Origin of the sequence: Escherichia coli DSM 30083 = JCM 1649 = ATCC 11775, from assembly GCF_003697165.2 — a bacterium.
Classification (GTDB): domain Bacteria; phylum Pseudomonadota; class Gammaproteobacteria; order Enterobacterales; family Enterobacteriaceae; genus Escherichia; species Escherichia coli.
In genome coordinates this window covers 4,134,572-4,158,611 of sequence record NZ_CP033092.2, presented here as the reverse complement: position 1 = coordinate 4,158,611, position 24,040 = coordinate 4,134,572, and the positions used below count along the sequence as shown (strand labels likewise).

The 24,040-nt window shown below is 51.5% G+C and carries 23 protein-coding genes and 4 pseudogenes; 17 read left to right on the top strand and 10 right to left on the bottom strand.

Annotated elements, in window-relative coordinates; all coding sequences use genetic code 11:
* Nucleotides 1-31 precede the first annotated feature (31 nt).
* The 6 genes and pseudogenes from tnpC to EAS44_RS21380 all read right to left on the bottom strand — a co-directional run bounded on the left by tnpC (nt 32) and on the right by EAS44_RS21380 (nt 4,208).
* Nucleotides 32-1,427: pseudogene (gene tnpC, locus EAS44_RS21410) on the bottom strand (IS66 family transposase).
* A gap of 49 nt (nt 1,428-1,476) precedes the next feature.
* The gene (tnpB, locus tag EAS44_RS21405; protein ID WP_000612591.1) at nt 1,477-1,824 is read right to left on the bottom strand and encodes an IS66 family insertion sequence element accessory protein TnpB; all 348 of its coding nucleotides are present in this window, start codon (nt 1,822-1,824) and stop codon (nt 1,477-1,479) included.
* Entirely contained in the window at nt 1,821-2,201 is a 381-nt protein-coding gene (gene tnpA, locus EAS44_RS21400) for an IS66-like element accessory protein TnpA (RefSeq protein ID WP_001333468.1), read from the bottom strand. Before tnpA ends, tnpB begins: the two co-directional genes overlap by 4 nt.
* Before the next feature lie 354 nt (nt 2,202-2,555).
* Nucleotides 2,556-2,990, bottom strand: coding sequence for a zinc-ribbon domain-containing protein (locus EAS44_RS21390; protein ID WP_001221615.1), 435 nt, complete (start codon nt 2,988-2,990; stop codon nt 2,556-2,558).
* On the bottom strand, nt 2,978-3,379 hold the full coding sequence (locus tag EAS44_RS21385; protein ID WP_000270971.1) for a putative zinc ribbon protein: 402 nt from the start codon (nt 3,377-3,379) through the stop codon (nt 2,978-2,980). The genes EAS44_RS21390 and EAS44_RS21385 overlap by 13 nt, the downstream gene beginning before the upstream one ends.
* A 259-nt stretch (nt 3,380-3,638) precedes the next feature.
* Nucleotides 3,639-4,208: an inovirus Gp2 family protein gene (locus tag EAS44_RS21380; protein WP_000221544.1), complete on the bottom strand. Its 570-nt coding sequence runs from the start codon at nt 4,206-4,208 to the stop codon at nt 3,639-3,641.
* A gap of 198 nt (nt 4,209-4,406) precedes the next feature.
* Between EAS44_RS21380 and EAS44_RS25645 the strand changes: the two genes are divergently transcribed.
* Nucleotides 4,407-4,607 (top strand): hypothetical protein, encoded by a 201-nt coding sequence (locus EAS44_RS25645; RefSeq protein WP_001297219.1) that lies wholly within the window; start codon nt 4,407-4,409, stop codon nt 4,605-4,607.
* Nucleotides 4,608-4,952: 345 nt separating this feature from the next.
* On the opposite strand, the pseudogene EAS44_RS21370 reads toward EAS44_RS25645, so the two are convergent.
* Nucleotides 4,953-5,075 (bottom strand): annotated as a pseudogene (locus tag EAS44_RS21370) (Hha/YmoA family nucleoid-associated regulatory protein); the annotation flags it as partial.
* A gap of 761 nt (nt 5,076-5,836) precedes the next feature.
* Here EAS44_RS21370 and EAS44_RS21350 point away from each other — a divergent pair.
* Complete coding sequence (locus EAS44_RS21350; protein ID WP_000235221.1) at nt 5,837-6,043, top strand: helix-turn-helix transcriptional regulator; 207 nt, start codon at nt 5,837-5,839, stop codon at nt 6,041-6,043.
* A gap of 94 nt (nt 6,044-6,137) precedes the next feature.
* The gene (locus tag EAS44_RS21345) at nt 6,138-6,740 is read left to right on the top strand and encodes a hypothetical protein (protein ID WP_000813458.1); all 603 of its coding nucleotides are present in this window, start codon (nt 6,138-6,140) and stop codon (nt 6,738-6,740) included.
* Here the strand turns inward: EAS44_RS21345 and EAS44_RS25810 are convergent.
* On the bottom strand, nt 6,646-6,843 hold the full coding sequence (locus EAS44_RS25810) for a hypothetical protein (RefSeq protein ID WP_032140970.1): 198 nt from the start codon (nt 6,841-6,843) through the stop codon (nt 6,646-6,648). The genes EAS44_RS21345 and EAS44_RS25810 overlap by 95 nt on opposite strands.
* Nucleotides 6,844-7,940: 1,097 nt before the next feature.
* Between EAS44_RS25810 and EAS44_RS21325 the strand changes: the two genes are divergently transcribed.
* The 8 genes and pseudogenes from EAS44_RS21325 (at nt 7,941) to EAS44_RS21280 (ending at nt 15,826) form a co-directional block, all read left to right on the top strand.
* On the top strand, nt 7,941-8,858 hold the full coding sequence (locus tag EAS44_RS21325; protein ID WP_000250228.1) for a hypothetical protein: 918 nt from the start codon (nt 7,941-7,943) through the stop codon (nt 8,856-8,858).
* 84 nt (nt 8,859-8,942) lie between these two features.
* Nucleotides 8,943-9,815 (top strand): GTPase family protein, encoded by an 873-nt coding sequence (locus EAS44_RS21320; protein ID WP_001352614.1) that lies wholly within the window; start codon nt 8,943-8,945, stop codon nt 9,813-9,815.
* Between the two features lie 371 nt (nt 9,816-10,186).
* Complete coding sequence (locus EAS44_RS21315; protein WP_000820566.1) at nt 10,187-13,033, top strand: Ag43/Cah family autotransporter adhesin; 2,847 nt, start codon at nt 10,187-10,189, stop codon at nt 13,031-13,033.
* Nucleotides 13,034-13,103: 70 nt separating this feature from the next.
* A pseudogene (locus EAS44_RS21310) lies at nt 13,104-13,299 on the top strand (DUF905 family protein).
* A gap of 117 nt (nt 13,300-13,416) precedes the next feature.
* On the top strand, nt 13,417-14,235 hold the full coding sequence (locus EAS44_RS21300) for a DUF932 domain-containing protein (protein ID WP_001234651.1): 819 nt from the start codon (nt 13,417-13,419) through the stop codon (nt 14,233-14,235).
* Nucleotides 14,236-14,576: 341 nt separating this feature from the next.
* Nucleotides 14,577-15,050 carry an antirestriction protein gene (locus tag EAS44_RS21290; RefSeq protein WP_001411480.1) on the top strand — a complete coding sequence of 158 codons (474 nt, stop codon included), beginning with the start codon at nt 14,577-14,579 and terminating at the stop codon, nt 15,048-15,050.
* Between the two features lie 15 nt (nt 15,051-15,065).
* Nucleotides 15,066-15,542, top strand: coding sequence for a JAB domain-containing protein (locus EAS44_RS21285; RefSeq protein ID WP_001186789.1), 477 nt, complete (start codon nt 15,066-15,068; stop codon nt 15,540-15,542).
* A gap of 62 nt (nt 15,543-15,604) precedes the next feature.
* Nucleotides 15,605-15,826 (top strand): DUF987 domain-containing protein, encoded by a 222-nt coding sequence (locus tag EAS44_RS21280; RefSeq protein WP_000692333.1) that lies wholly within the window; start codon nt 15,605-15,607, stop codon nt 15,824-15,826.
* Between the two features lie 203 nt (nt 15,827-16,029).
* On the opposite strand, the gene istB is transcribed toward EAS44_RS21280, so the two are convergent.
* Both istB and istA read right to left on the bottom strand, forming a co-directional pair.
* Nucleotides 16,030-16,776, bottom strand: coding sequence for an IS21-like element ISEc12 family helper ATPase IstB (gene istB / locus EAS44_RS21275; RefSeq protein WP_001016257.1), 747 nt, complete (start codon nt 16,774-16,776; stop codon nt 16,030-16,032).
* A gap of 14 nt (nt 16,777-16,790) precedes the next feature.
* On the bottom strand, nt 16,791-18,332 hold the full coding sequence (gene istA / locus EAS44_RS21270; protein ID WP_001298859.1) for an IS21-like element ISEc12 family transposase: 1,542 nt from the start codon (nt 18,330-18,332) through the stop codon (nt 16,791-16,793).
* Nucleotides 18,333-18,574: 242 nt separating this feature from the next.
* On the opposite strand from istA, the gene EAS44_RS21265 reads away from it, so the two are divergent.
* The 6 genes and pseudogenes from EAS44_RS21265 to EAS44_RS21240 all read left to right on the top strand — a co-directional run bounded on the left by EAS44_RS21265 (nt 18,575) and on the right by EAS44_RS21240 (nt 24,035).
* Nucleotides 18,575-18,943: a type IV toxin-antitoxin system YeeU family antitoxin gene (locus tag EAS44_RS21265; protein ID WP_001295723.1), complete on the top strand. Its 369-nt coding sequence runs from the start codon at nt 18,575-18,577 to the stop codon at nt 18,941-18,943.
* A gap of 89 nt (nt 18,944-19,032) precedes the next feature.
* Nucleotides 19,033-19,131 (top strand): annotated as a pseudogene (locus EAS44_RS21260) (TA system toxin CbtA family protein); the annotation flags it as partial.
* A 739-nt stretch (nt 19,132-19,870) separates the two neighbouring features.
* Nucleotides 19,871-21,130, top strand: a complete 1,260-nt coding sequence (gene mtnK, locus EAS44_RS21255; RefSeq protein WP_000132327.1) for an S-methyl-5-thioribose kinase — start codon at nt 19,871-19,873, stop codon at nt 21,128-21,130.
* 9 nt (nt 21,131-21,139) lie between these two features.
* Nucleotides 21,140-22,255, top strand: coding sequence for an S-methyl-5-thioribose-1-phosphate isomerase (gene mtnA, locus EAS44_RS21250; RefSeq protein ID WP_001022014.1), 1,116 nt, complete (start codon nt 21,140-21,142; stop codon nt 22,253-22,255).
* A gap of 30 nt (nt 22,256-22,285) precedes the next feature.
* Nucleotides 22,286-22,927 (top strand): L-fuculose-phosphate aldolase, encoded by a 642-nt coding sequence (locus tag EAS44_RS21245; protein ID WP_000439687.1) that lies wholly within the window; start codon nt 22,286-22,288, stop codon nt 22,925-22,927.
* A 103-nt stretch (nt 22,928-23,030) separates the two neighbouring features.
* On the top strand, nt 23,031-24,035 hold the full coding sequence (locus tag EAS44_RS21240; RefSeq protein ID WP_000471147.1) for a GRP family sugar transporter: 1,005 nt from the start codon (nt 23,031-23,033) through the stop codon (nt 24,033-24,035).
* Nucleotides 24,036-24,040: the final 5 nt, after the last annotated feature.

Genomic DNA, 24,040 nt, shown 5'->3' with positions numbered 1-24,040 from the left:
GTACAGCGAGGGCCGTATTGACGGGGATGTGTTATTCAGCTGGCAGTGCTATGCGCCACGGAAGCAGTTCGCTGACCCGGTTGACCGGCCAGTCTGCTATGACGCCAAGCACATGGCGAAGGTAGCTTTCTGGATCCACGTCATTCAGTTTGCACGTCCCGATCAGGCTGTACAGTAGCGCTCCCCGCTCACCACCATGGCCAGAGCCGAAGAACAGGGTCTTCATCTTTTCACGCAACCAGCTTTCCAGGGATTTCAACAGCGGTTTCGTTTTTCGCTGACGTTCAGCAAGCCGCTGCTATGCCGGCATTCCCCTTATATCCGCCTCTATGGCGTACAACTGACCGATCTGCTCCAGGGCTTCTTCCGTCAGTGCTGACGGGATGCGGACGTGCATATCGTGGATCTTTCGGCGGGCATGAGCCCAGCAGGCAGCTTCCGTTATCCCACCATTGCGATACAGCTCGTTGAACCCGGCGTACGCATCCGCTTGCAGCACACCGCTGAAGCAAGCAAGATGAGTCTGCGGATGGATGCCTTTTCTGTCCGGGCTGTAAGCGAACCTCACTGCAGGTGCCAACGCTGACCCGGCATTGCGGTCATCACGAACATACGCCCACAACCGCCCGGTCTTCGTCTTCTTATTACCCGGCAGCAGTACCTGGACCGGGGTATCATCGGCATGGAGTTTGCCGTCAGTCATGACATCGCCATGAAGCGCCTCTTCCAGCGGAGACAGCAGCCGGCAGCATGCATCCACCCAGCCCGACAGCAGTGAACGGCTCAGCTCCACACCTTGCCGGTCGTATATTTCTGACTGGCGATACAGCGGGGTGTGCTCTGCATACTTCGAGGTCAGCACGCGGGCCAGCAGCCCCGGTCCGGCGATACCCCGCTCGATGGGCCGCGAAGGTGCAGGTGCCTGCACGATGGCATCGCACTGAGTACAGGCATGTTTTTCCCGTACCGTCCGGATAACCCGGAAGGCGCTACGCATCAACTCCAGCTGTTCGGCGGTATCCTCGCCCAGATAGCTCAGTGAACCGCCGCAGTTCGGGCAGCACGGCGCCGCAGGCAACAGCCGCTTTTCGTCACGGGGTAGTGATTCAGGGAACGGCTTACGGGGGCGGGTCTGACGCAACGGACGCTGTACTGCCGGGTCATACACCCTACCAGTCAGCGTATCGCTCTCTATCGCTCTCTTTCTGAAGCCGGTTCAGATCGGCTTCCATTTGTGCGATACGGCGGGAGACTTTTTCGGAACGACTGCCGAAGTTCATCCGGCGGAGTTTATCCAGCTGCGCCTGCAGATGGTCTATTTCGCGCTCCCGGTTGCTCAGCTTTTCCTGCAGGGCGTGGATCAGCGCTTCCTGTTCGGCCAGGCGCTGTTTCAGCAGGAAGATGTCGTCAGAAGAGATGTCGTTCATAAGCCCTTATTTTACCGGGCTTATTCTGTGACAACCAGGATAAAGAGATTTACAGCATGGTCAGGGAGGTCAGCAGCCGCTTAGGCTGTCGCCAGTCGATACCTTCCAGCAGCATCGCCAGCTGCGCCTGTGTAAGGAACACTTTGCCATCACGGGCTGACGGCCAGGCGAAGCGCCCACGCTCCAGCCGTTTGGTCAGGAGGCACAGTCCGTCACCGGTGGACCACAGCAGTTTAACCTGACTGCCGCTGCGGCCCCGGAAAATGAAAACATGGCCGGACATGGGATCGTCTTTCAGCGCCGTCTGTACTTTCGCAGCCAGGCCGTTGAAGCCATTTCTCATATCGGTGATACCGGCAACCAGCCAAATTTTGGTCCCGGAAGGTAACGGGATCATCGCTTCAGTTCCTGTATCAGCAGAGTCAGGAGCTTTTCGCTGACATTGCCATTGAAGCGGAGCGTCCCGTGCCGGAACGTTACCTCACAGCTGATACTGAGGGTTTCCGGATCCTCTGCGAGCGATTCTGGCTGTTCGGCAGCTGCATCGAGAGTCACAGGAAGTAGCTGGGGGCTCTCTGAAGAAGGTAATAGCAGCTTTCCCTCGCGCCATTGTTGTCGCCATTTGAACAACAGATTGGCGTTAATGCCATTTTCAAGAGCAAGTTTTGAGATGGATATCCCGGGTTCACAGGAGGCAGCAACGAGCTGCTGTTTAAATTCGGGAGGATAATTAGGGCAGCCTTTTCGCCTGCCGGGATTCACATTTTTCTGCATATCTGACACTTTGGTTCCCACTACTTATTTGGTGGACACCACTTTGTCTAATTCGTCAGATTCTGACCAGACGGTTCAGGCTGTACGCTTACCACTATTTTATCCCTGTTGAATTTGGTTAAGCCGGTGCAGACGCGCCGGGAAACGCACATCTGAACCGGCACAATAAAATACAATACAACCCCCTGTTACTGGAGATACGAATGGAATGACGAGGCAGCCTGTCAGTCACAGGGGGCTGTTGGCATAAAATCAACGGAAAGGCCACCAACACCGGAATTAAGCTCCACAGTCCCCGCACTGGCAATCCATTCCCGGGAAAGGCATCACTGCAAACTGCTCCGGAGGCAACCATTACAGCCTCTGTAACGGATTATCAGCCCTGGCATCTTCCGACGGCACCTCCTGCCGCCCCCACGCCCTGCTGTATACCCCGGTACCGCAGCGTGGGCAGCACTTTTCCCCCTCATAATCTTCGTCACACATCACACAAAACCACTTTCTCACCTTCACCGTATAATCCGGAACCGTCATGCCCTGCAGATGCAAACGACGGGCCTCTTTCTCTGCCGGGTCAAGCCAGGTACATCGCAGCAGGATTTTTTCAGCGACAGTCATCTGGTCATGTTCAAACCACGGTGGTTGTCCGTCATTGCCCCGCTGAAGTGTTAACGGGCATCCACAGGACACACAGCACAAAACGTCCTGTCGGTTGTGCTTCGCAGCTTCTTTCGCCGTAACAAAATGGCCTTTGCTGTCATTCGCCATATAACAGTTCAGAATTCGCATATTTCCTCCTGAGTTGTCCGGGGAATACTGAATCCTCCGGTCTGGCAGTGTGTGCAGTACTGCTCCCCATAATAATCGTGGTGACATTGTCTGCAGTGCCAGCTGGCTTTACGCACCACGGGTAAGGCATCCGGTACGAATTGCTGCAGACGTTTAATCAACTGTATTTCTCTGCGCTCCGGCCTGACATAAGGGCACTGTTGACCGTGCTCTGTCAGCCTGTCGTCAGTGTGTTCAAACCAGGGAAGTTCAGTGTCGTATTGCGGATGGTATCTGAGTGCACTGCCACACAAGTGGCAGGTGTAGTTAGCATAAGGTGCGGCCTGTGCAGTACGGGCGCCCGTCAGACGTCCGTTGCCATCAAGAGCGATAAAGGATTTTGCGTACATAGTCATATACCTCAGCCGCCAGACGACACGCAGGCAACAGCCGTCCCGGTACGGGCAGCGTGGTCAGGGTGTGAATGGCGGTTCAGTTAAAATCTGGACTGGAGTTTGGGTAAAGCAGGCTGGTTGCTGTTACAGCACTGTGGTTGTCACACAATGGAACACTGACGTAAAAAACAGTCAGTGGGCGAGTGGATACATCGTTGCCGCCAGACAACAACCCATACTTTTGGTTTGCCGGATATTGGCGCGCCAGTCGTGCTCAACTCCGGCTACAGCCAAAATTGCGCTCACCGGTGCAGTGAGCTTTGGTATGCTCCTTCGCCAGATAGTCAGCACGTTCCAGCACTTGCTGAAAGCCGGTGTCATCATTACGCGCCAGCCACACCGCCGGCCAGGCCGGAAAATGCACCAGCGTGGCATGGCACCCGACATCCACTCCCAGGGCACTGCACCACGCCTGTTTAATCATCCCGGCCAGAGACTCCGGAGCGCGGTAATCACCGGCACGACACCAGGTATCCCGGTTGACCAGCAGCATCAGGTGATAGTGTTTTTTACCTTTGCACTCCCCAAACTCCCGGGCCCAGACGTAATGCAGGGTTGTGGGATGCACGCGTTTACCTTCCCGATGCTTACGTTTCTGGTAAGCGTCGATTCGGGCTTTCAGGGCATTGATGAAGCGGGATATCACAGCTGCGTCCGTTGCTGCCGGTACATCCGGGAGACGCAGGTCAACCCGCAATGCCGTCAGGCGGGGATGAACATTCAGTGCGTGCCGCACCGTCTCACGAATACGTTGCTGCCAGAAGGGGTTGTATTTGTAGGTCATGGTTAAATCTCCGTATGGTTCATACGGAATAGCCACGTCGTAAAAAATACGCAGAGTCCCTGAAGTGACCTCCGGCAGGACACTGTCTCAGGCACTCTGTGATAACCCGAACGGTCGTCTCCGGACTGACGGTTGAATTTTCAGCGTCGTTTTTTAATGTAAAAAACCGGTTACGGGTAAGGCTGTGAGGAGGGAGTGATGGTGATACGCAAAAAGAAGTGCAGGGACTGTGGAAACGCGATTACTCATAATACAGTGTGTTGCCCGTATTGTGGTTCTGTCGACCCCTTCGGCTACTACCGGAATACAGACCGTATCGTTACCATACTGCTGGCGCTGATTATTGTGGTCCTGCTGACTACTGTCAGCGTCAGTGTGTGTATACTGTGTAGCTGGTGAGATAACGGTTCATGTATCCCCTGAGCTGACAGTGTACCGTGTATATTAAGCGTAACCGACAGGTTCTCCTTCATACCATATTAAATTTTCCAGGTATTGCCGCTGCCTTATTTCGTCCCATACAGGAAAACTCATCTGGGTTTCTGACAAATACGCGAAACTCACAGCCCCTCAATATCAACCACACGTTGTAAGCCGGTAATACCTGAAAATCAGCCCATTACTGCCCACGCCTCCGGCACCATTCCCTTTTGATTTCGAATTCTTTGTTGTCGCTATACCGCTTAATGTTCCCGGTCCTCCGGTGCAGATAACACCGGAGTCATCGTAGCGCTGCTTCAATATTCAGGTGACATATTTCCAGACGGAAGCCGGCGCGCGATCGTAAAGTTTGTTAATTGTCAGTTCTGCCAGCCGGTTGTCAACGGCAGAGTTAAAGGCTTCCAGCTCCGCAAGGGTAAGTTTATAACGCGTGTGGGAATTCACTTTTCCCGCGTCTCCTGACGTATTACGGGCTGCCACTTACCTGGTGTCCCGCAATACAGCCTTAGTGTTCCGTTATCGGGGATCCGGACGCACCGCAACAACCGGGGAAGTATTTCTGGTTTAGAGCAGTGTCAAGAGGGATTTCTCAGCCCCTCACTCACCGGCTCAGTCTCAGGGCAGGAGCATTAATACGCTCAGTTCATGTCTTATACAGGAATGGGCACAGGGGGAGCTGGCGTGTCACTGCTGATTTTACGCATCAGCGTTCATGTATCTGCACTCTGATACATGAACGATTCACAGCGCTCTGTTACCGGAGAGATTTACTCTCTTAGCTTACTCTGGCAAATCCTTTACGTTACTCTCTGATGACTTCTTATATTTATAATACCAATCAGACAGCCTTATCCCATCGGTGATATCAGTCTCCTCCTCGCCAGGAACGGGCTGACTCACTGTAACCACCTCCGAAAACAACTCTGCAATTATCAGAACGCCTGCTTCTCTCCCTGTCCTCACGAAAACTACCCCCTCTTTATCGCGCGTGCGTGCGGAAGCATCTTTTCGCAACAACCACCCGGTATACCGGTACGGCTCAGCCACCGCAACCTCCCCGTTTATCTCCTGGCGGTCACATTCCCGATTATTTTTTACGTTTCTCCCCGGTTGTTATGCCGGTGAAGGTGGCGCGCTGTTTTCATGACCACACCGGCTGGTTTAACAACATCCGGAGGAACATTCTCATGGCTACCCCAGTTTCACTGATGGATGACCAGATGGTCGACATGGCATTTATCACTCAACTGACCGGCCTGACAGATAAGTGGTTTTACAGGCTCATCAGGGATGGGGCCTTTCCGGCTCCCATCAAGCTGGGCCGCAGCTCCCGCTGGCTGAAAAGTGAAGTGGAAGCCTGGCTACAGGCGCGTATTGCACAGCCCCGCCCGTAATTTCTGACCGTTATCCGTTCACCCGCAGCAGACGTAATCCCCGGCCTGCCGGCGGCATTCTGCTGCCTGTTATATCCCCGTGAGGAATATGAAAATGAAACAACAGTATCAGACCCGCTACGAATGGCTCCACGAAAGCTACCAGAAATGGCTGACCGGCTTCACCCGGCACGCCGTATCCTGGGGCGTGTGTCATCCGAATATCTACTACTTCCATAATCTGACGCCCGGGTGGGTGTCATTCAATGGTGAAAAACCGGAGATTGCCATCGTACCCCAGAGCCTGCACCGGCTGATTTATGGCCCTGACAAACGGGCCACGCCGCCCCTGGATGATGATCTGATCGTGAATTTATGCACCAGTGAACATCTGCTGGTTCATCATCCGATGCTGGAAGGCATTCTCCTGTCTGAATGTGAACGTCTGAGGCAGCGTTCTCTGGCAAATAAACTGATTAGCCTCTTCCGTCAGTTTGGTGGCACGGAGTTGCGCCTCAAACTGGTCTGGCTTTGCTGGCTTGATTTAATGACCGGAAACAGCCTTGAAGACTGGAAAGAGAACCTGAAACGGAAATCAGAAAAAGAGCTGGAGGAATGGATCATCAACCGTCAGAGGCAGAGCACAGCACTGACGGATCTGATGGATCAGTACGTGCTCCTGGCATACCGCACAACGGTTGACGATAACCGCAACTGATGCCGGTTGCTTCCGGAAGGTGTGACAAAATACGGAAATGATGATGCTCCCGGCCCCGCATGCTCACCTGCAGAGCGTGTTCGTCGTCATCATACTGAGCCATGACGGGCGTCTTAAGGGCATCCTGTCATTGCTGAGCAGGCAACACCACCAGAGGAGCCACGGACAGGGATGTTCTTTACAGCCCGATGCACGTCAGGTTCTCAGCAGACTGAATGTGCAGGTGCGGTTATTCACCAGAAATGGCATGCTGCGGTACATACCCATCCTGGTGACAATATGTACGTGGCGACAGCGATCCCGGCACTGTGGAAGAGACTCACTCAGCCTGCAGGATATTCTTTCCGGCATCCGGGAATGTCCGCCTGAATGCAAACAGGATGATATTTGAATCCGTAATACTGTTCTTTCATCATAAATAATTTATGCAGATACAGTTAACCGTCACAGTAGCAGGTTTGTTTTCCCGGGAAATAATATCCGTCAGACTGATGCCGGAACATATCTGAAACACGTTATGATGTTTTGTTATCAGAAATGTTGTATATTCTTATCCGTGGCGACAGTTTAATGCCCTCTGGTATCACCTGATAATGCATATCCTGCGATGATTCGTTATATTTACGGGACACGCCTCTTTTCATTGTGCTCCTTTTCAGACTTCATTTTCCGTAAGTGTTCCCCGGCATAAAGGAGGTACCTTTCTGGCGTTTATAACTCTCTTTATCGGTGACGCCGGTAATACAGGGAATACCACACCGACAAACGAGGTATTAACAGACGATATTTCAGTGTCCATAATTTTTCTGTCCGGTTAAATAACGTCAGTCTGCTGCCCTCTGACTGTAATCATCAAAGCCGGAATGCATACCGGGTTACAACGTAAAAAAAGTGATGCTGGCCCCCGGTGCAGCTGGCGGGCGAAACATGTTTACCTTTCAATACCCCCTGTCTGCAGTCTCCACTCTTCCATCCTCTTAAGCTACGTCGGCCACATGAGTGCACTTCCATGATAACAGGTATTCCTGTCAGCATAACGAAGCCGGTTACCTTCCCTTCCTCCTGCATTTCCTGTCAGAATGACTGTACAGCGCGCAGATTGCCTTTTTATTGACCACCTTAATATACCATTATAAACTTCTTTTTATCATGTTATTATCACCTTATTATGTTTAATTTTTAAGCAACCGGAGAAAGAGGATGGTTCAGAAAATTTTGTCGGATAAGGTTATGAATGAAAGAACAAATGCGTATTACTCTTATTATCTTGGAGAGCGTAATATCTCCGTACTACCCCTTAATGTTTATGATCCCCCGGAACGTTTTATCGCTTACATAAAAAAAAACAGAGAAAATCTGAACATCACACTTTCAGATTTTGAACTTGAACAAATAATTTCTGGTATGCGTCTGAAGGCCCTGGCCTTCCTGGTCCCCCTGGAAAAAATATCCTGGATCGCGGGCAGTGAACGCGCATGCTTATTTTCCTGGTATCTGTTGATGCAGTTTATCCAGAATAACAGGGCAAAAATAAGCGCAGACTTGCTTCAAAAGAATAAACTGTATCTTAAAGAAGAGTATCTGGAAGGGAATGCCTTCCCGTCGGACTCATCGACACAGTTCAGACAAATACTCAGAGTTCTCGATATTCTTTCTGATAAGAATTTGCGGGATGAGTGGATAATCCAGACCAAAGACAGATGGATGCGGGCATTTAAATCAAAGAGTCCTTTCAGTTACCTCCTCCCGGAGAACGAACATGAATGCATATGGACATGGAATTATTTGAAGGGAAAAAATATTGCACTGGAAAAACTGGCCAGTTTTCCTGGTTCTGCTGATATTTACCACGCAATTCACCTTTCATTTGACATATGGGTTACCTGTCCACTCACCTCACCTGACGATATAAAAAATTTCAGAAACAGTTTCAATAAGGCCAAGGCGCAGCGCAAGTACAAAAAAATGCAGGAAGATAAAGTCAATGTACAGTTTTTTCTTGACGCAGAAACCAGGGCGCAGCTCAAAGAATTATCGAGGGTCAGAAGACTCAGTACCGGCGAAATGCTGCATGACCTGATTGTTGAAGAGTATAAAAGGTACCGACATTCCAGATAATTTCAGACATATATTATCTCCGTGAGTCCCCCACCACCTTTCCGGTGTGCGGGGGTTTTGTCTTTTTTCACCGGGAATACATATATGAATCCGTCTGATGCCATTGAGGCAATTGAAAAACCGCTCTCCTCCCTGCCTTACTCACTTTCCCGTCACATCCTGGAACATCTGCGCAAACTCACCAGTCACGAACCCGTGATTGGCATTATGGGTAAAAGCGGGGCCGGTAAATCCTCACTCTGTAATGCACTGTTTCAGGGGGAGGTCACCCCGGTCAGTGATGTTCACGCCGGCACCCGGGAAGTGCGGCGCTTCCGTCTGAGTGGCCACGGTCACAGCATGATTATCACTGACCTGCCCGGGGTGGGCGAGAGCCGGGACAGGGATGCAGAGTATGAAGCCCTGTACCGTGACATTCTGCCTGAACTTGACCTGGTACTGTGGCTGATTAAAGCCGATGACCGTGCCCTGTCTGTGGATGAGTATTTCTGGCGACACATCCTGCACCGGGGACATCAGCAGGTGCTGTTTGTGGTGACGCAGGCCGACAAAACGGAGCCCTGCCATGAATGGGATATGGCCGGCATTCAGCCTTCTCCCGCACAGGCACAGAACATTCGTGAGAAAACAGATGCGGTATTCCGGCTGTTCCGGCCCGTACATCCGGTTGTGGCCGTATCGGCCTGCACCGGCTGGGAACTGGATACGCTGGTCAGTGCGCTCATGACAGCGCTTCCCGACCATGCCGCCAGTCCCCTGATGACCCGCCTGCAGGACGAGCTGCGCACGGAATCTGTCCGCGCTCAGGCCCGTGAACAGTTTACCGGTGCGGTGGACCGGATATTTGACACGGCGGAGAGCGTCTGTGTTGCCTCTGTTGCCCGTACGGTTCTGCGTGCCGTCCGTGACACGGTGGTCTCTGTTGCCCGCGCTGTATGGAACTGGATTTTCTTCTGAACAGTCTGCCAGGGAAATGCCTGATAACATTACGTTAATCAACTGAAAACATGACACAAACCCCTCATACTCCTCCTGTTTCTCTTGCGTGACCGCCTTGTCATTAATAGAATAAAACGATCGATAAAACAGGTATCGATCGTTGCTATCGATCGTTTATAGTGGTTAATGGTCTGCGAAAAGGCAGCTGAATCTCTTCATCATGCAGAACGGAATTGCACACAACGGACTGATACTTCTCTGGCGGATGAGAGAGGGGAAGCATTTATGTCCGGGAAAAACCACTTTATCTGACCATGCTGTTTTGTACCTGCCGGTATCCACTTTTGTGGGTACCGGCTTTTTTATTCACCCTCTGTAAGGAAAAGCTGATGAAACGACATCTGAACACCAGCTACAGGCTGGTATGGAATCACATTACGGGCACCCTGGTGGTGGCTTCCGAACTGGCCCGCTCACGGGGAAAACGCGCCGGTGTGGCGGTTGTGCTGTCTCTTGCTGCTGTCACATCAGTCCCGGCACTGGCTGCTGACACGGTTGTACAGGCGGGAGAAACCGTGAACGGCGGAACACTGACAAATCATGACAACCAGATTGTTCTCGGTACGGCCAACGGAATGACCATCAGTAGCGGTCTGGAGTATGGGCCGGATAACGAGGCCAATACCGGCGGGCAATGGATACAAAATGGCGGTATCGCCAACAACACTACTGTCACCGGTGGTGGTCTTCAGAGAGTGAATGCCGGAGGAAGCGTTTCAGACACGGTTATCAGTGCCGGAGGCGGACAGAGCCTTCAGGGGCAGGCAGTGAATACCACTCTGAACGGCGGTGAGCAGTGGGTACATGAAGGCGGGATTGCAACAGGTACCGTCATTAATGAGAAGGGCTGGCAGGCCGTCAAATCCGGCGCAATGGCAACCGACACGGTTGTGAATACCGGCGCGGAAGGGGGACCGGATGCAGAAAATGGTGATACCGGGCAGTTTGTTCGCGGAAATGCCGTACGTACCACCATCAATAAAAATGGTCGTCAGATTGTGGCTGTTGAAGGAACAGCAAATACCACTGTGGTTTATGCCGGCGGCGACCAGACGGTACACGGGCATGCGCTGGATACCACGTTGAATGGGGGGTACCAGTATGTGCACAACGGAGGCACAGCCTCTGACACGGTTGTAAACAGTGACGGCTGGCAGATTGTCAAGGAAGGTGGTCTGGCGGATTTCACCACCGTTAACCAGAAAGGCAAACTGCAGGTGAACGCCGGTGGTACAGCCACGAATGTCACCCTGAAGCAGGGCGGCGCACTGGTCACCAGTACGGCGGCAACCGTCACCGGCAGCAACCGTCTGGGCAATTTCACGGTGGAAAACGGTAATGCTGACGGTGTTGTTCTGGAGTCCGGCGGTCGCCTGGATGTACTGGAAGGCCATTCAGCGCAGAAAACACGGGTGGATGACGGCGGAACCCTGGCAGTGTCTGCCGGTGGTAAGGCAACAGATGTCACCATGACATCCGGTAGTGCCCTGATTGCAGACAGTGGTGCCACTGTTGAGGGGACCAATGCCAGCGGTAAGTTCAGTATTGATGGCATATCCGGTCAGGCCAGCGGCCTGCTGCTGGAAAATGGCGGCAGCTTTACGGTTAATGCCGGGGGACAGGCCAGCAACACCACTGTCGGACATCGTGGAACACTGATGCTGGCTGCCGGGGGAAGTCTGAGTGGCAGAACACAGCTCAGTAAAGGCGCCAGCATGGTACTGAATGGTGATGTGGTCAGTACCGGCGATATTGTTAACGCAGGGGAGATTTACTTTGACAATCAGACAACACCGGATGCCGTACTGAGCCGTGCTGTTGCAAAAGGCAACGCCCCGGTAACGTTCCATAAACTGACAACCAGTAACCTCACCGGTCAGGGTGGCACCATCAATATGCGTGTTCGCCTTGATGGCAGCAATGCCTCTGACCAGCTGGTGATTAATGGTGGTCAGGCAACCGGCAAAACCTGGCTTGCGTTTACAAATGTCGGAAACAGCAACCTCGGGGTGGCAACCACCGGACAGGGTATCCGGGTTGTGGATGCACAGAATGGCGCCACCACAGAAGAAGGTGCGTTTGCCCTGAGTCGCCCGCTTCAGGCCGGCGCCTTTAACTACACCCTGAACCGTGACAGCGATGAAGACTGGTACCTGCGCAGTGAAAATGCTTATCGTGCTGAAGTCCCCCTGTATGCCTCCATGCTGACACAGGCAATGGACTATGACCGGATTCTGGCAGGCTCCCGCAGCCATCAGACCGGTGTAAACGGTGAAAATAACAGCGTCCGTCTCAGCATTCAGGGCGGTCATCTCGGTCACGATAACAACGGCGGTATTGCCCGTGGAGCCACGCCGGAAAGCAGCGGCAGCTATGGCTTCGTCCGTCTGGAGGGTGACCTGCTCAGAACAGAGGTTGCCGGTATGTCTGTGACCGCGGGGGTATATGGTGCTGCTGGCCATTCTTCCGTTGATGTTAAGGATGATGACGGTTCCCGCGCCGGCACGGTCCGGGATGATGCCGGCAGCCTGGGCGGATACCTGAATCTGACACACACGTCCTCCGGCCTGTGGGCTGACATTGTGGCCCAGGGAACCCGCCACAGCATGAAAGCGTCATCGGACAATAACGACTTCCGCGCCCGGGGCTGGGGCTGGCTGGGCTCACTGGAAACCGGTCTGCCCTTCAGTATCACTGACAACCTGATGCTGGAGCCACAACTGCAGTATACCTGGCAGGGACTTTCCCTGGATGACGGCCAGGATAACGCCGGTTATGTGAAGTTCGGGCATGGCAGTGCACAACATGTGCGTGCCGGTTTCCGTCTGGGCAGCCACAACGATATGACCTTTGGCGAAGGCACCTCATCCCGTGACACTCTGCGCGACAGTACAAAACACCGTGTGAGTGAACTGCCGGTGAACTGGTGGGTACAGCCTTCTGTTATCCGCACTTTCAGCTCCCGGGGTGACATGAGCATGGGTACAGCCGCCGCCGGCAGTAACATGACGTTCTCACCGTCCCGGAATGGCACGTCACTGGACCTGCAGGCCGGACTGGAAGCCCGTGTCCGGGAAAATATCACCCTGGGCGTTCAGGCCGGTTATGCCCACAGCGTCAGCGGCAGCAGCGCTGAAGGTTATAACGGTCAGGCCACGCTGAATGTGACTTTTTGATAATCAGGTCACTCTCCTTCAGGCCCCGGTCATCATGACCGGGGCTTTTTACTTTCAGGGAGCAACAGATATGCCGGGTTGTACATCACGTTTATTGCCCGAAGGCCCTTTCTCACGCGAACAGGCTGTTGCCGTCAAAACAGCTTACCGCAATGTGTTTACTGAAGATGACCAGGGAACATATTCCCGGCTGGTTATCCGTAATGCTGAAGGTCAGTTGCGCTGGTGATGCCGGAACACAGCTTAATACTCAGCTCGCCAGTTAAGGGCTTCTCAGACAATAAACGTCATTCATTTCATCTGTCAGGCCGCGTCTTCTCCGGGAGACGTGGCTTTTTCATTTATTACACCAGTAAATCGTAACCACCGATAAGGAGCAAATTATGCGACTAGCCAGTCGTTTTGGTTATGCGAACCAGATACGCCGTGACCGTCCGCTGACACACGAAGAACTGATGCACTATGTTCCCAGTATTTTCGGTGAAGACCGGCATACTTCCCGCAGTAAACGATATGCGTACATTCCCACCATCACCGTACTGGAAAGCCTGCAGCAGGAAGGTTTTCAGCCATTCTTCGCCTGCCAGACCCGCGTGCGCGACCCGGGCCGCCGGGGATACACAAAACACATGCTGCGTCTGCGGCGGGCCGGAGAGATAAACGGAGAACATGTCCCTGAAATTATTCTGCTCAACTCTCATGACGGTACCTCCAGCTACCAGATGCTGCCGGGTTACTTCAGATTCGTCTGCCAGAATGGCTGCGTCTGCGGTCAGTCTCTGGGGGAAGTGCGTGTTCCACACCGGGGAAATGTGGTGGAGAAAGTTATCGAAGGGGCTTACGAAGTGGTGGGGGTTTTTGACCGGATTGAGGAAAAGCGTGATGCCATGCAGTCGCTGGTCCTGCCGCCACCGGCACGCCAGGCGCTGGCACAGGCGGCACTGACTTACCGTTATGGTGACGAACATCAGCCGGTCACCACCGCTGACATTCTGACACCACGACGCAGGGAGGATTACGGTAAAGACCTGTGGAGCGCATATCAGACCATCCAGGAGAATATGCTGAAAGGCGGAATTTCCGGCCGCAGTGCAAAAGGAAAACGTATCCACACCCGTGCCATTCACAACATCGACACCGATATTAAGCTCAACCGCGCATTGTGGGTAATGGCAGAAACGCTGCTGGAGAGCCTGCGCTGATGCAGCATGTCCCTGAAAGCGTGATTCAGGCACCAGAATCACCCGACGCCCCGGAGGCGCTGCCGGGGTGTCGTTCCATTTCTGATGATGACCTGTGCGCCTGGTGTACCCGTCTGATTTACCGTCCCGGAGAAATCAGTCTGTGCAGACTGAGTATACAGGCAATGGCATCTGGCCATCCGTCTGTGACCGGAACGGTTACGCGTACGGCTGTCCGGAATTTCAGCCGAATATCATTCATCCCTGATATTACCGGGTCATCACGGTCAGTGATGAACGTGATGTTGCCAGCTCCCGACCTTTACTCCCTCTCATTTATTCACATTACAAGGATTTCACACATGAAAACATTGTCTCAGAACACCACCTCTTCGGTCTCAGCACCGGAGACTGACCTGCAACAACTGGTTGCCACCCTCGTCCCTGATGAACAGCGCATCAGCTTCTGGCCGCAGCACTTTGGCCTCATTCCACAGTGGGTGACCCTGGAGCCCCGTGTCTTCGGCTGGATGGACCGTCTGTGCGAAGACTACTGCGGTGGTATCTGGAATCTGTACACCCTGAACAACGGCGGGGCATTTATGGCACCCGAACCGGATGACGATGATGACGAAACATGGGTACTGTTCAATGCCATGAACGGTAACCGCGCTGAAATGAGTCCGGAAGCTGCCGGCATTGCTGCCTGTCTGATGACGTACAGTCATCATGCCTGTCGTACGGAGTGTTATGCCATGACGGTCCATTATTACCGGCTGCGGGATTACGCCCTGCAGCATCCGGAATGCAGCGCCATTATGCGCATCATCGACTGAATGGAGAGAAGTACAATGCAACAGCTTTCCTTTCTGCCCGGAAACATGACGCCCGGCGAGCGCAGCCTCATTCAACGGGCCCTGAAAACCCTGGACCGCCATCTTCATGAACCCGGCGTGGCCTTCACCTCCACCCGTGCGGCACGAGAATGGCTGATTCTGAACATGGCGGGACTGGAGCGTGAAGAGTTCCGGGTGCTGTATCTGAACAACCAGAATCAGCTGATTGCCGGTGAAACCCTCTTCACCGGCACCATCAACCGCACGGAAGTCCATCCCCGGGAAGTGATTAAACGCGCCCTGTATCACAATGCCGCTGCTGTGGTGCTGGCACACAATCACCCGTCCGGTGAAGTCACACCCAGCAAGGCAGACCGCCTTATCACGGAACGTCTGGTACAGGCACTGGGCCTGGTGGATATCCGGGTGCCGGACCATCTGATAGTCGGTGGCAGCCAGGTTTTCTCCTTTGCCGAATATGGTCTGCTTTAACCCGTCACAACCACATCACACCTGTTTTCACTTTTATCTTCTGTCTTCAGAGGTATCCCACTATGAAAATCATCACCCGTGGCGAAGCCATGCGTATTCACCGTCAGCATCCGGCATCCCGTTTTTTTCCGTTCTGTACCGGCAAATACCGCTGGCACGGCAGTGCTGAAGCGTATACCGGTCGTGAAGTGCAGGATATTCCCGGTGTGCTGGCCGTGTTTGCAGAACGCCGTAAGGACAGTTTTGGTCCGTATGTCCGGCTGATGAGCGTCACCCTGAACTGATGTTCCGTCACCCGGAAAACGAGTACGACTGGCTGAGCTCAGACGCCGCTGTGGATGAGGTCCTGCTCATCAACGAATACACCTTTACCGAAGCCGGTCTGCGCGCCGGCTGACCCGTTGCGTATTACCGTGAAGGAGATCGGTGAGTAACATCGATGGAGATCGGTTCGTGTCACTTTCACAGAACCGTTTTTAAATTACCTTCACTGATCTCCTTCGGTCAACGGTGATTGTATTTTCCGCATTGATTCTCCTTTAAGTTCGATCTTGATACTGCCATGAACCAGTCGATCTAGGATGGCATCCGCATGTGTGGAGTCTCCGATCATTTTGTACCAGTTTTCCACCGGCAACTGGCTCACTACGATGATTGAGCCTCGTTGGTACATCAGATCCACTATTTCCAGCAGGTCGCTACGCTGTTCTGATGAGAGAGGTTCCAGCCCCCAGTCATCCAGAAGCAGCAGATCGCTATTATTCAGCCTGGTCAAAAGTTTGCTGTATCTTCCATCAGCATGCCCCTGATAGCACTGTTCCATCAGCGCTTTAAGGCGATAATAGTAGACCTTGTATCCCTGTCGGCAGGCATTATGACCAAGTGCACATGCCAGGAACGTTTTACCGCTGCCGGTGGCCCCGGTCAGTAAAATATTTTGTTTCAGGGTTAACCAGTTTCCCTGACTGAGTGAACGGATGAGGGCCCTGTCCAGCCCTCTATTGTTACGATAATCCAGCTTTGATAACTCAGCATTAAGTCTGAACCGTGCATGTTTGATCAGACGCTCTGCCTTCCTGTTTTCACGGCAGGTTAGTTCTTCTGCTGTCAGTAATGACAGGCGTTCTTCGAAGCCCAGCTCCTGGTATGTGCCCGGCTGAGCAAGTTGCTTTTTAAGCGCATCACGGAAGCCGGTGAGTTTAAGTGCGGTCAGTTGTTCGTAAAGATGATTCATCATTGGATCCCGTATCAGTGGTAATACTCACTGCCGCGTACGTTTTCGTGTTCCATCGTGGATAACAGATCTGGTTTTGGATCCTGAACAGGTTGTTTATCCAGACCTTTTTCCAGGATCGATTTAATACCTGACAGACGCCATACCTTTGTTTTCAGAGCTCTTGCACATGCTGCATTAAGTCTGGCTTTACTGTATTTTTTATGAAGGTTCAGGAGTCCAAGGCAGAAGCGATAGCTTTGTTCCGGATGTGGACGAGAGTTCAGTATATGAAGCACATAACTATGAGTTTCACTGCCTATGTGCCCCGCCCATTCCAGAAGACGCTCTGGCGTCCAGGTGGCATGCTGTCGATGAGCTTCAGGCATGTGCTCGTTGCGGGTACTGTAGCCATAAGTACGCTTGCGCGGGTGCACAGCAACCTCCTGCCCCTGATTGAAGAGTCTTACCAGTTCTCCGGAGATCCATGCTTCCAGTTGCTGGCCTAACAGCGAACATGGAACCGAGTAGTAATGTTTGTCGATTTCCACGTGGTAATCGGCATGAACTCTGACTTTCTTCACCAGGGTGTAACTGTAACTGGCTTCAGGAAGAGGCTTCAGTGCGGGTTTATCAAGCTGGATGAAGAGTTCTGCACGTGAATAACCCAACTTCTGCATTATTTTGTTATTCAGTCTTTCCAGCAACTCCCGAATGCGCTGATTAAGCGATGCAAGGCTGTAGAAGATCTCATGCCTGATTCGGGCCATGATCCAGCGTTCAACAACCTGAACGCCAACTTCAGCTTTGGCTTTATCTTTCGGTTTACGTGGCCGCGCAGGCAAAACTGCGACATTATAATGCTCAAGCATCTGCTGGTAGGTAGGGTTAACGTCAGGATCATACTTACATGCCCTGGATGTGGCGCTTTTCAGATTGTCCGGAACAACAAGTTCAGGAACGCCACCCAACCACTGGAAGCAGCGAACATGACTCATCACCCAGTCTTCAAGCTGCTGAGACCAGGTGGCCTCTGCCCATGTGTAACTTGATGCCCCGAGAACAGCTACGATGACCTGAGCAGTTCTTATTTCTCCGGTCTCAGGGTCGGTAACGCCAACGGTAGGTCCACAGTAATCAACGAAAAGTTTTTCGCCAGCTTTATGTACCTGACGCATTGATGGTGAAGTGGTTTTGAGCCATTCACGGTACATCCGGCAGTAATGGTTATAGCTGTAAAAACCGCCTGGATTACGCTCACAGTATTCTTCCCAGAGTAGCTGCAGCGTCACGCATTTATTACGCAGTTCCCGGTGTACTGTAGCCCAGTCAGGCAGAGAGTGCTTCTTCATCTTAACCTGGGTCTGAAGGAACGCATGTTTTAGTTTTGTATCATCCCATCCTGTAGGTAAGGGCCACTGCTTTATGCCAAGTTGAGCCGCCCGATTAGCATATCTGGATACAACGGAAGGGGAGATTGCAAGACTACGACCAATTTGTCGATGGCTGAGTCCAACACCGTATTTAAGCCTAAGAATTTCTTTAAGTTTTCTCATAGAAATTGGAACTGTTGGCATAGGTATCCTTTACCGGAATGGCAAAAGATACAGATCAACACACCTGTGAAGTTCCAATAACATTGATGGAGATCACTGAATAACAAAATGAGTCAAAAGTGATCTCCATCGATGTTATTCAGCGATCTGTTCAAATGTTATTACCCGATCTCGATGGAAGTTATTGAGTGATCTCCTTTCATGAAAATACGCACCCGTCATCGTTAAACTATCATTCACCGATTTTCTGTGAGGATTTTATCGTGTCAGACACACTTTCCGGGACAACGCATCCCGATGACAATGACGACCATCCCTGGTGGGGACTACCCTGCACAGTGACGCCCTGTTTCGGCGCCCGTCTGGTGCAGGAGGGTAACCGGTTGCATTACCTTGCCGACCGTGCCGGTATCAGAGGCCGGTTCAGAGATGCGGATGCGTACCCTCTGGACCAGGCCTTTCCGCTGCTGATGAAACAACTGAAATTAATGCTCACCAGTGGTGAACTGAATCCCCGCCATCAGCATACCGTGACACTGTATGCGAAGGGGCTGACCTGTGAAGCCGACACCCTCGGCTCCTGTGGTTACGTTTATCTGGCTGTTTATCCGACACCTGAAACGAAAAAGTAAACCACCAGAATAACCTTCTGCTCCGGCCTGGTGTTTTCACCACGCCACTGTCCCATTTTTTATCTCTGCATATCAGGAAAATCTTCAGTATGAAAACATTACCCGACACGCATGTACGGGAGGTATCGTGCTGCCCGTCTCCCGTCACCATCTGGCAGACACTGCTCACCCGGTTACTGGACCAGCATTCCCTGATTTCCTCATCGATATCGAATAAGCACTCGTCGCAGAATTCTTTATCGAGTGAGAGCCTCTGTTCAAGGACGCTTCTTTTTTTTGTTGCAACGTGCACATCCCTTCATCTTTCCGCGCCTTTGTGACCTCGTGATTTGGGGTACATGGAAAATGGGCGTAGCAAGCCTCAGCTAGATAACTAACCGTAATAAAAGGGCTTTTCTGCGAGCAATGTAAGAGAAGGATAACTAGGCAGGTTGCAAGAAAGATAATCGTTTTGATAGATCAGTTTATCGATATTGATCGTTAGTGCCGATCGATAAGAAGTGCGGAAACGTTAGACTCACCTCTGTTGCTCCATCATGATGATGGGGCTGTTGGCCCTCGAATCTATCTGTCTATTAGCATCGGCATGACAAACACCATTTGTTTCCACAACAAAAGACAATAGAAAAGTACATATGTACAAAAAGTGTGATTTATTCTGTCACTTCAGTACTTCCTTTCGCCTAAGTTTGCCCGTAATAATTCCCCGTGCAGTACTATTGTTGCGACATAACAACATGAATTACATGGTAATAATAGATGTTTTCCTCTGCTGATTCCTGTAAGGATCATGACTCCATACGACATCATTTTTAATTTTATACAGTTCAAAAAATCTACATGTGTCACAAATAATTTTACATTTGATAATGTATAGTTGTCACATGACAAGTTGATTATCATTCTGTGTAGACAAGGAGAACTGTTATGACGGATTCAATTCCATCAGGTTACAAGCCGCTGACATGTGACACGCTGCCGGGTTATCTCTCGTCCAGACTGACCCCTTCATGCGAACCGGGAGGGTTACCTGAAGAGTGGAAAGTTTCAGAAGTGGGGGACGGAAACCTGAACATGGTGTTTATCGTTGAGGGGACACATAAAACCATCATTGTAAAACAAGCTCTGCCCTGGCTTCGTGCCGGGGGCGAAGGATGGCCTTTATCTCTGAGCCGTGCGGGCTTTGAGTACAACGTCTTATGTCAGGAAGCCAAGTACGCGGGTCACACACTGATTCCGCAGGTCTATTTTTACGACCCGGAAATGGCGCTGTTTGCCATGGAGTATCTGACTCCTCACGTGATTCTGCGTAAGGAACTGATTAACGGTAAAAAATTCCCTAAACTAGCTGAAGATATCGGCAGATTTTTAGCACAGACTCTCTTCAATACGTCTGACATTGGCATGTCAGCAGAACAGAAAAAAGCGCTTACTGCCGAGTTCGCGTTGAATCATGAGCTGTGCAAAATTACGGAAGATCTGATCTTCACAGAGCCCTATTACAACGCTGAACGGAATAACTGGACTTCTCCTGAGCTGGACGATGCCGTCCATAAGGCCTGGGCTGATGTAGAGATGATCCAGGTTGCCATGCGTTATAAGTACAAATTTATGACAGAAGCGCAGGCATTGTTACATGGCGACCTTCATTCAGGCTCAATCATGGTGACCGACACGGATACCAAAGTGATTGATCCGGAGTTCGGTTTCATGGGGCCAATGGCGTTTGATATCGGCAACTATATTGGCAACCTCCTGCTGGCGTACTTCTCACGCCCTGGGTGGGATGCGAATGAGCAACGTCGCGCTGACTATCAGGAATGGCTGCTTCAGCAGATTGTCCAAACCTGGTCCGTTTTCACCCGGGAGTTCCGCCAGCTCTGGGACAACAAAACACAGGGCGACGCGTGGTCGACAGAAATGTATCAACAGAACAGGGCCGCTCTTGAGGACGCACAGGATCAGTTTTTTGCCACGCTGCTTGAAGATTCCCTGGTGAATGCCGGCATGGAAATGAATCGCCGGATCATTGGTTTTGCTGGCGTTGCCGAGCTGAAACAGATTGAAAATACAGAGCTTCGCGCAGGATGTGAACGACGTGCATTGACCATGGCGCGCGATCTTATCGTCAATGCCCGCCAGTTTAAAAATATGGATTCCGTCATCCAGTCTGCGAAGGTTAAGTAAGAGGTCATTATGAATATTAAAGGTAAACACTATCGTACGGTCTGGGTTTCCGGGGATGGAAAAGCGGTAGAAATCATCGATCAGACTAAGTTGCCTTTTAAGTTCGAGGTGGTGGCGCTTACCTCTGCGGAAATGGCCGCTACGGCTATTCAGGATATGTGGGTTCGTGGCGCTCCGCTTATTGGTGTCGTTGCAGCCTATGGCATCGCGCTGGGAATGAATCACGATGCCAGTGACATGGGTCTGCAGCGTTACTATGACCTTCTTATCAAAACCCGACCAACGGCAATTAATCTCAAATGGGCCCTCGACAGGATGATAGACACACTGAAGGATCTCTGTGTATCAGAGCGCAAGGATGTGGCCTGGGCGCTGGCGGCAGAAATTGCCGAGGAAGATGTCGCGTTGTGTGAACAAATTGGATTACATGGTGCAGAAGTCATCCGCGAAATAGCCCAGAAAAAACCGGCCGGGAGTGTGGTCAATATCCTGACACATTGTAACGCAGGCTGGCTGGCGACTGTAGACTGGGGAACCGCGCTTTCTCCCATCTACAAAGCGCATGAAAACGGAATCCCTGTTCACGTCTGGGTGGATGAAACGCGGCCACGTAATCAGGGCGGACTCACGGCATTTGAACTGGGCTCACACGGTATTCCTCACACCCTGATCGCCGACAACGCGGGTGGCCACCTGATGCAACACGGTGACGTTGATCTCTGCATTGTTGGGACCGATCGAACCACGGCCAGAGGGGATGTCTGTAATAAAATTGGTACCTATCTTAAGGCGCTGGCGGCCCATGATAACCATGTTCCCTTCTACGTCGCGTTACCTTCTCCCACTATTGACTGGACTATCGAGGACGGAAAAAGCATTCCGATTGAGCAACGTGACGGAAAAGAGCAGTCCCATGTCTATGGGATAAACCCTCAGGGAGAATTGAGCTGGGTCAATACCGCCCCTGAAGGAACCCGTTGTGGGAACTACGCTTTCGACGTCACGCCTGCCCGATACATTACCGGCTTCATTACTGAGCGGGGAGTCTGTGCTGCCAGTAAGTCAGCGCTGGCGGATATGTTTGCTGACCTGAAGAGTAAAGCACTCCAGGGGGAACAGCATTAAAACAGCGGCCATTGCTATTAAGGATCAGGAATGGAACGGATTAAGTTAGCAGAAAAAATCATTTCCACTTGTCGGGAAATGAATGCGTCAGGTCTTAATCAAGGAACATCAGGTAATGTGAGTGCCAGGTATACCGGTGGCATGTTGATTACGCCGAGTGGGATCGCTTATTCAAAGATGACGCCGGACATGATTGTCTTTGTAGACGATAAGGGAAAACCTGAAGCGGGTAAAATACCATCAAGTGAATGGTTAATTCATCTGGCGTGTTATAAAGCCAGACCAGAATTGAATGCTGTCATACATACGCATGCGGTGAATTCCACGGCGGTGGCAATACATAATCATTCAATTCCGGCCATTCATTATATGGTGGCGGTATCGGGGACGGATCATATTCCCTGTATTCCCTATTATACCTTTGGCAGTCCTGAACTGGCCGACGGTGTATCTAAAGGAATCAGAGAAAGTAAGTCCTTGCTGATGCAGCACCACGGTATGCTGGCCATGGACGTCACGCTGGAAAAGACGTTGTGGCTGGCGGGTGAAACCGAGACGCTGGCTGATTTATACATCAAATGTGGCGGATTACATCACGATGTTCCCGTGCTGTCTGAAGCCGAAATGACCATCGTCCTTGAAAAATTCAAAACGTATGGTTTGAAAGCGTAATTACAGCTTTATTTTAATTAATAACATATGACAGCCATTCGCAGAATGGCTGCTATTCCCTCTGTCCACAACGATTGATTATAACTACCACAAGGAGTTATTTATGTTTATCGTGGAATCGTATGCTGTCGCCATAATAATGTGTTTTATTACCATGATTTGCTGGGGTTCATGGGCGAATACAACTAAACTTGTCAGCAATAAAAAATGGGAGTTCCCTCTATTCTATTGGGATTATTCAATTGGATTATTGCTGTGTTCTTTGTTATTTGCCTTCACGCTGGGTTCTATGGGCGAAGCCGGTCGCAGTTTTATACCTGATATTCAGCAGGCGAGCAGCAGTAGTCTGATGTCGGCAATACTGGCAGGGATTATCTTCAATATTTCCAATATTCTTCTGGTCGCTTCTATTAATCTTGCCGGTATGGCGGTAGCTTTTCCTGTGGGTGTGGGGCTGGCACTGGCTCTGGGTGTGATCACCACCTATATCGGCAATCCGCAGGGCGATCCGCTCATTCTGTTCCTCGGTGTCGTCTGCGTTGTGATCGCCATTATTTTTACCGCGATAGCCTATGGTCGTGTCACGCAGGAGGCGGATAAATCTCGCCGTAATAAAGGTCTCATTACTGCCATTCTGGCGGGTATCATCATGGGATGGTTTTTCCGCTTCCTGGCGGACTCCATGTCTGACAATTTCAGCCAGCCTGCCAGCGGTCTGATGACGCCTTACTCAGCACTTGTTCTGTTTGCCGTGGGGCTGTTTTTGTCGAACTTTGTCCTTAACAGGCTGGTCATGAAAAAACCTATTTCAGGAGAACCGGTCAACGGGAAAATGTATTTTTCCGGGAGTTTACGGGATCATGTTTGCGGCTGGCTGGGCGGTATGATTTGGTGTGTCGGTCTGGCATTCAGTCTGATTGCGTCTGGTCAGGCGGGGTATGCCATTTCCTACGGTCTGGGACAGGGGGCCACAATGATTGCCGTGATCTGGGGAGTCTTCATCTGGAGAGAATTTGCCAGTGCGCCAGCCGGAACCAATAAACTGCTGCTGACCATGTTTATTTCATACATTGTGGGTATTGTTCTTATTATCGCCGCTAATCAATAAAATCC

Coding starts and splice junctions, on each gene's coding strand:
- tnpB (WP_000612591.1), bottom strand. CDS start 1,824: ATGATCCCGTTACCTTCCGGGACCAAAATTTGGCTGGTTGCCGGTATC.
- tnpA (WP_001333468.1), bottom strand. CDS start 2,201: ATGCAGAAAAATGTGAATCCCGGCAGGCGAAAAGGCTGCCCTAATTAT.
- EAS44_RS21390 (WP_001221615.1), bottom strand. CDS start 2,990: ATGCGAATTCTGAACTGTTATATGGCGAATGACAGCAAAGGCCATTTT.
- EAS44_RS21385 (WP_000270971.1), bottom strand. CDS start 3,379: ATGTACGCAAAATCCTTTATCGCTCTTGATGGCAACGGACGTCTGACG.
- EAS44_RS21380 (WP_000221544.1), bottom strand. CDS start 4,208: ATGACCTACAAATACAACCCCTTCTGGCAGCAACGTATTCGTGAGACG.
- EAS44_RS25645 (WP_001297219.1), top strand. CDS start 4,407: ATGGTGATACGCAAAAAGAAGTGCAGGGACTGTGGAAACGCGATTACT.
- EAS44_RS21350 (WP_000235221.1), top strand. CDS start 5,837: ATGGCTACCCCAGTTTCACTGATGGATGACCAGATGGTCGACATGGCA.
- EAS44_RS21345 (WP_000813458.1), top strand. CDS start 6,138: ATGAAACAACAGTATCAGACCCGCTACGAATGGCTCCACGAAAGCTAC.
- EAS44_RS25810 (WP_032140970.1), bottom strand. CDS start 6,843: ATGGCTCAGTATGATGACGACGAACACGCTCTGCAGGTGAGCATGCGG.
- EAS44_RS21325 (WP_000250228.1), top strand. CDS start 7,941: ATGGTTCAGAAAATTTTGTCGGATAAGGTTATGAATGAAAGAACAAAT.
- EAS44_RS21320 (WP_001352614.1), top strand. CDS start 8,943: ATGAATCCGTCTGATGCCATTGAGGCAATTGAAAAACCGCTCTCCTCC.
- EAS44_RS21315 (WP_000820566.1), top strand. CDS start 10,187: ATGAAACGACATCTGAACACCAGCTACAGGCTGGTATGGAATCACATT.
- EAS44_RS21300 (WP_001234651.1), top strand. CDS start 13,417: ATGCGACTAGCCAGTCGTTTTGGTTATGCGAACCAGATACGCCGTGAC.
- EAS44_RS21290 (WP_001411480.1), top strand. CDS start 14,577: ATGAAAACATTGTCTCAGAACACCACCTCTTCGGTCTCAGCACCGGAG.
- EAS44_RS21285 (WP_001186789.1), top strand. CDS start 15,066: ATGCAACAGCTTTCCTTTCTGCCCGGAAACATGACGCCCGGCGAGCGC.
- EAS44_RS21280 (WP_000692333.1), top strand. CDS start 15,605: ATGAAAATCATCACCCGTGGCGAAGCCATGCGTATTCACCGTCAGCAT.
- istB (WP_001016257.1), bottom strand. CDS start 16,776: ATGAATCATCTTTACGAACAACTGACCGCACTTAAACTCACCGGCTTC.
- istA (WP_001298859.1), bottom strand. CDS start 18,332: ATGCCAACAGTTCCAATTTCTATGAGAAAACTTAAAGAAATTCTTAGG.
- mtnK (WP_000132327.1), top strand. CDS start 19,871: ATGACGGATTCAATTCCATCAGGTTACAAGCCGCTGACATGTGACACG.
- mtnA (WP_001022014.1), top strand. CDS start 21,140: ATGAATATTAAAGGTAAACACTATCGTACGGTCTGGGTTTCCGGGGAT.
- EAS44_RS21245 (WP_000439687.1), top strand. CDS start 22,286: ATGGAACGGATTAAGTTAGCAGAAAAAATCATTTCCACTTGTCGGGAA.
- EAS44_RS21240 (WP_000471147.1), top strand. CDS start 23,031: ATGTTTATCGTGGAATCGTATGCTGTCGCCATAATAATGTGTTTTATT.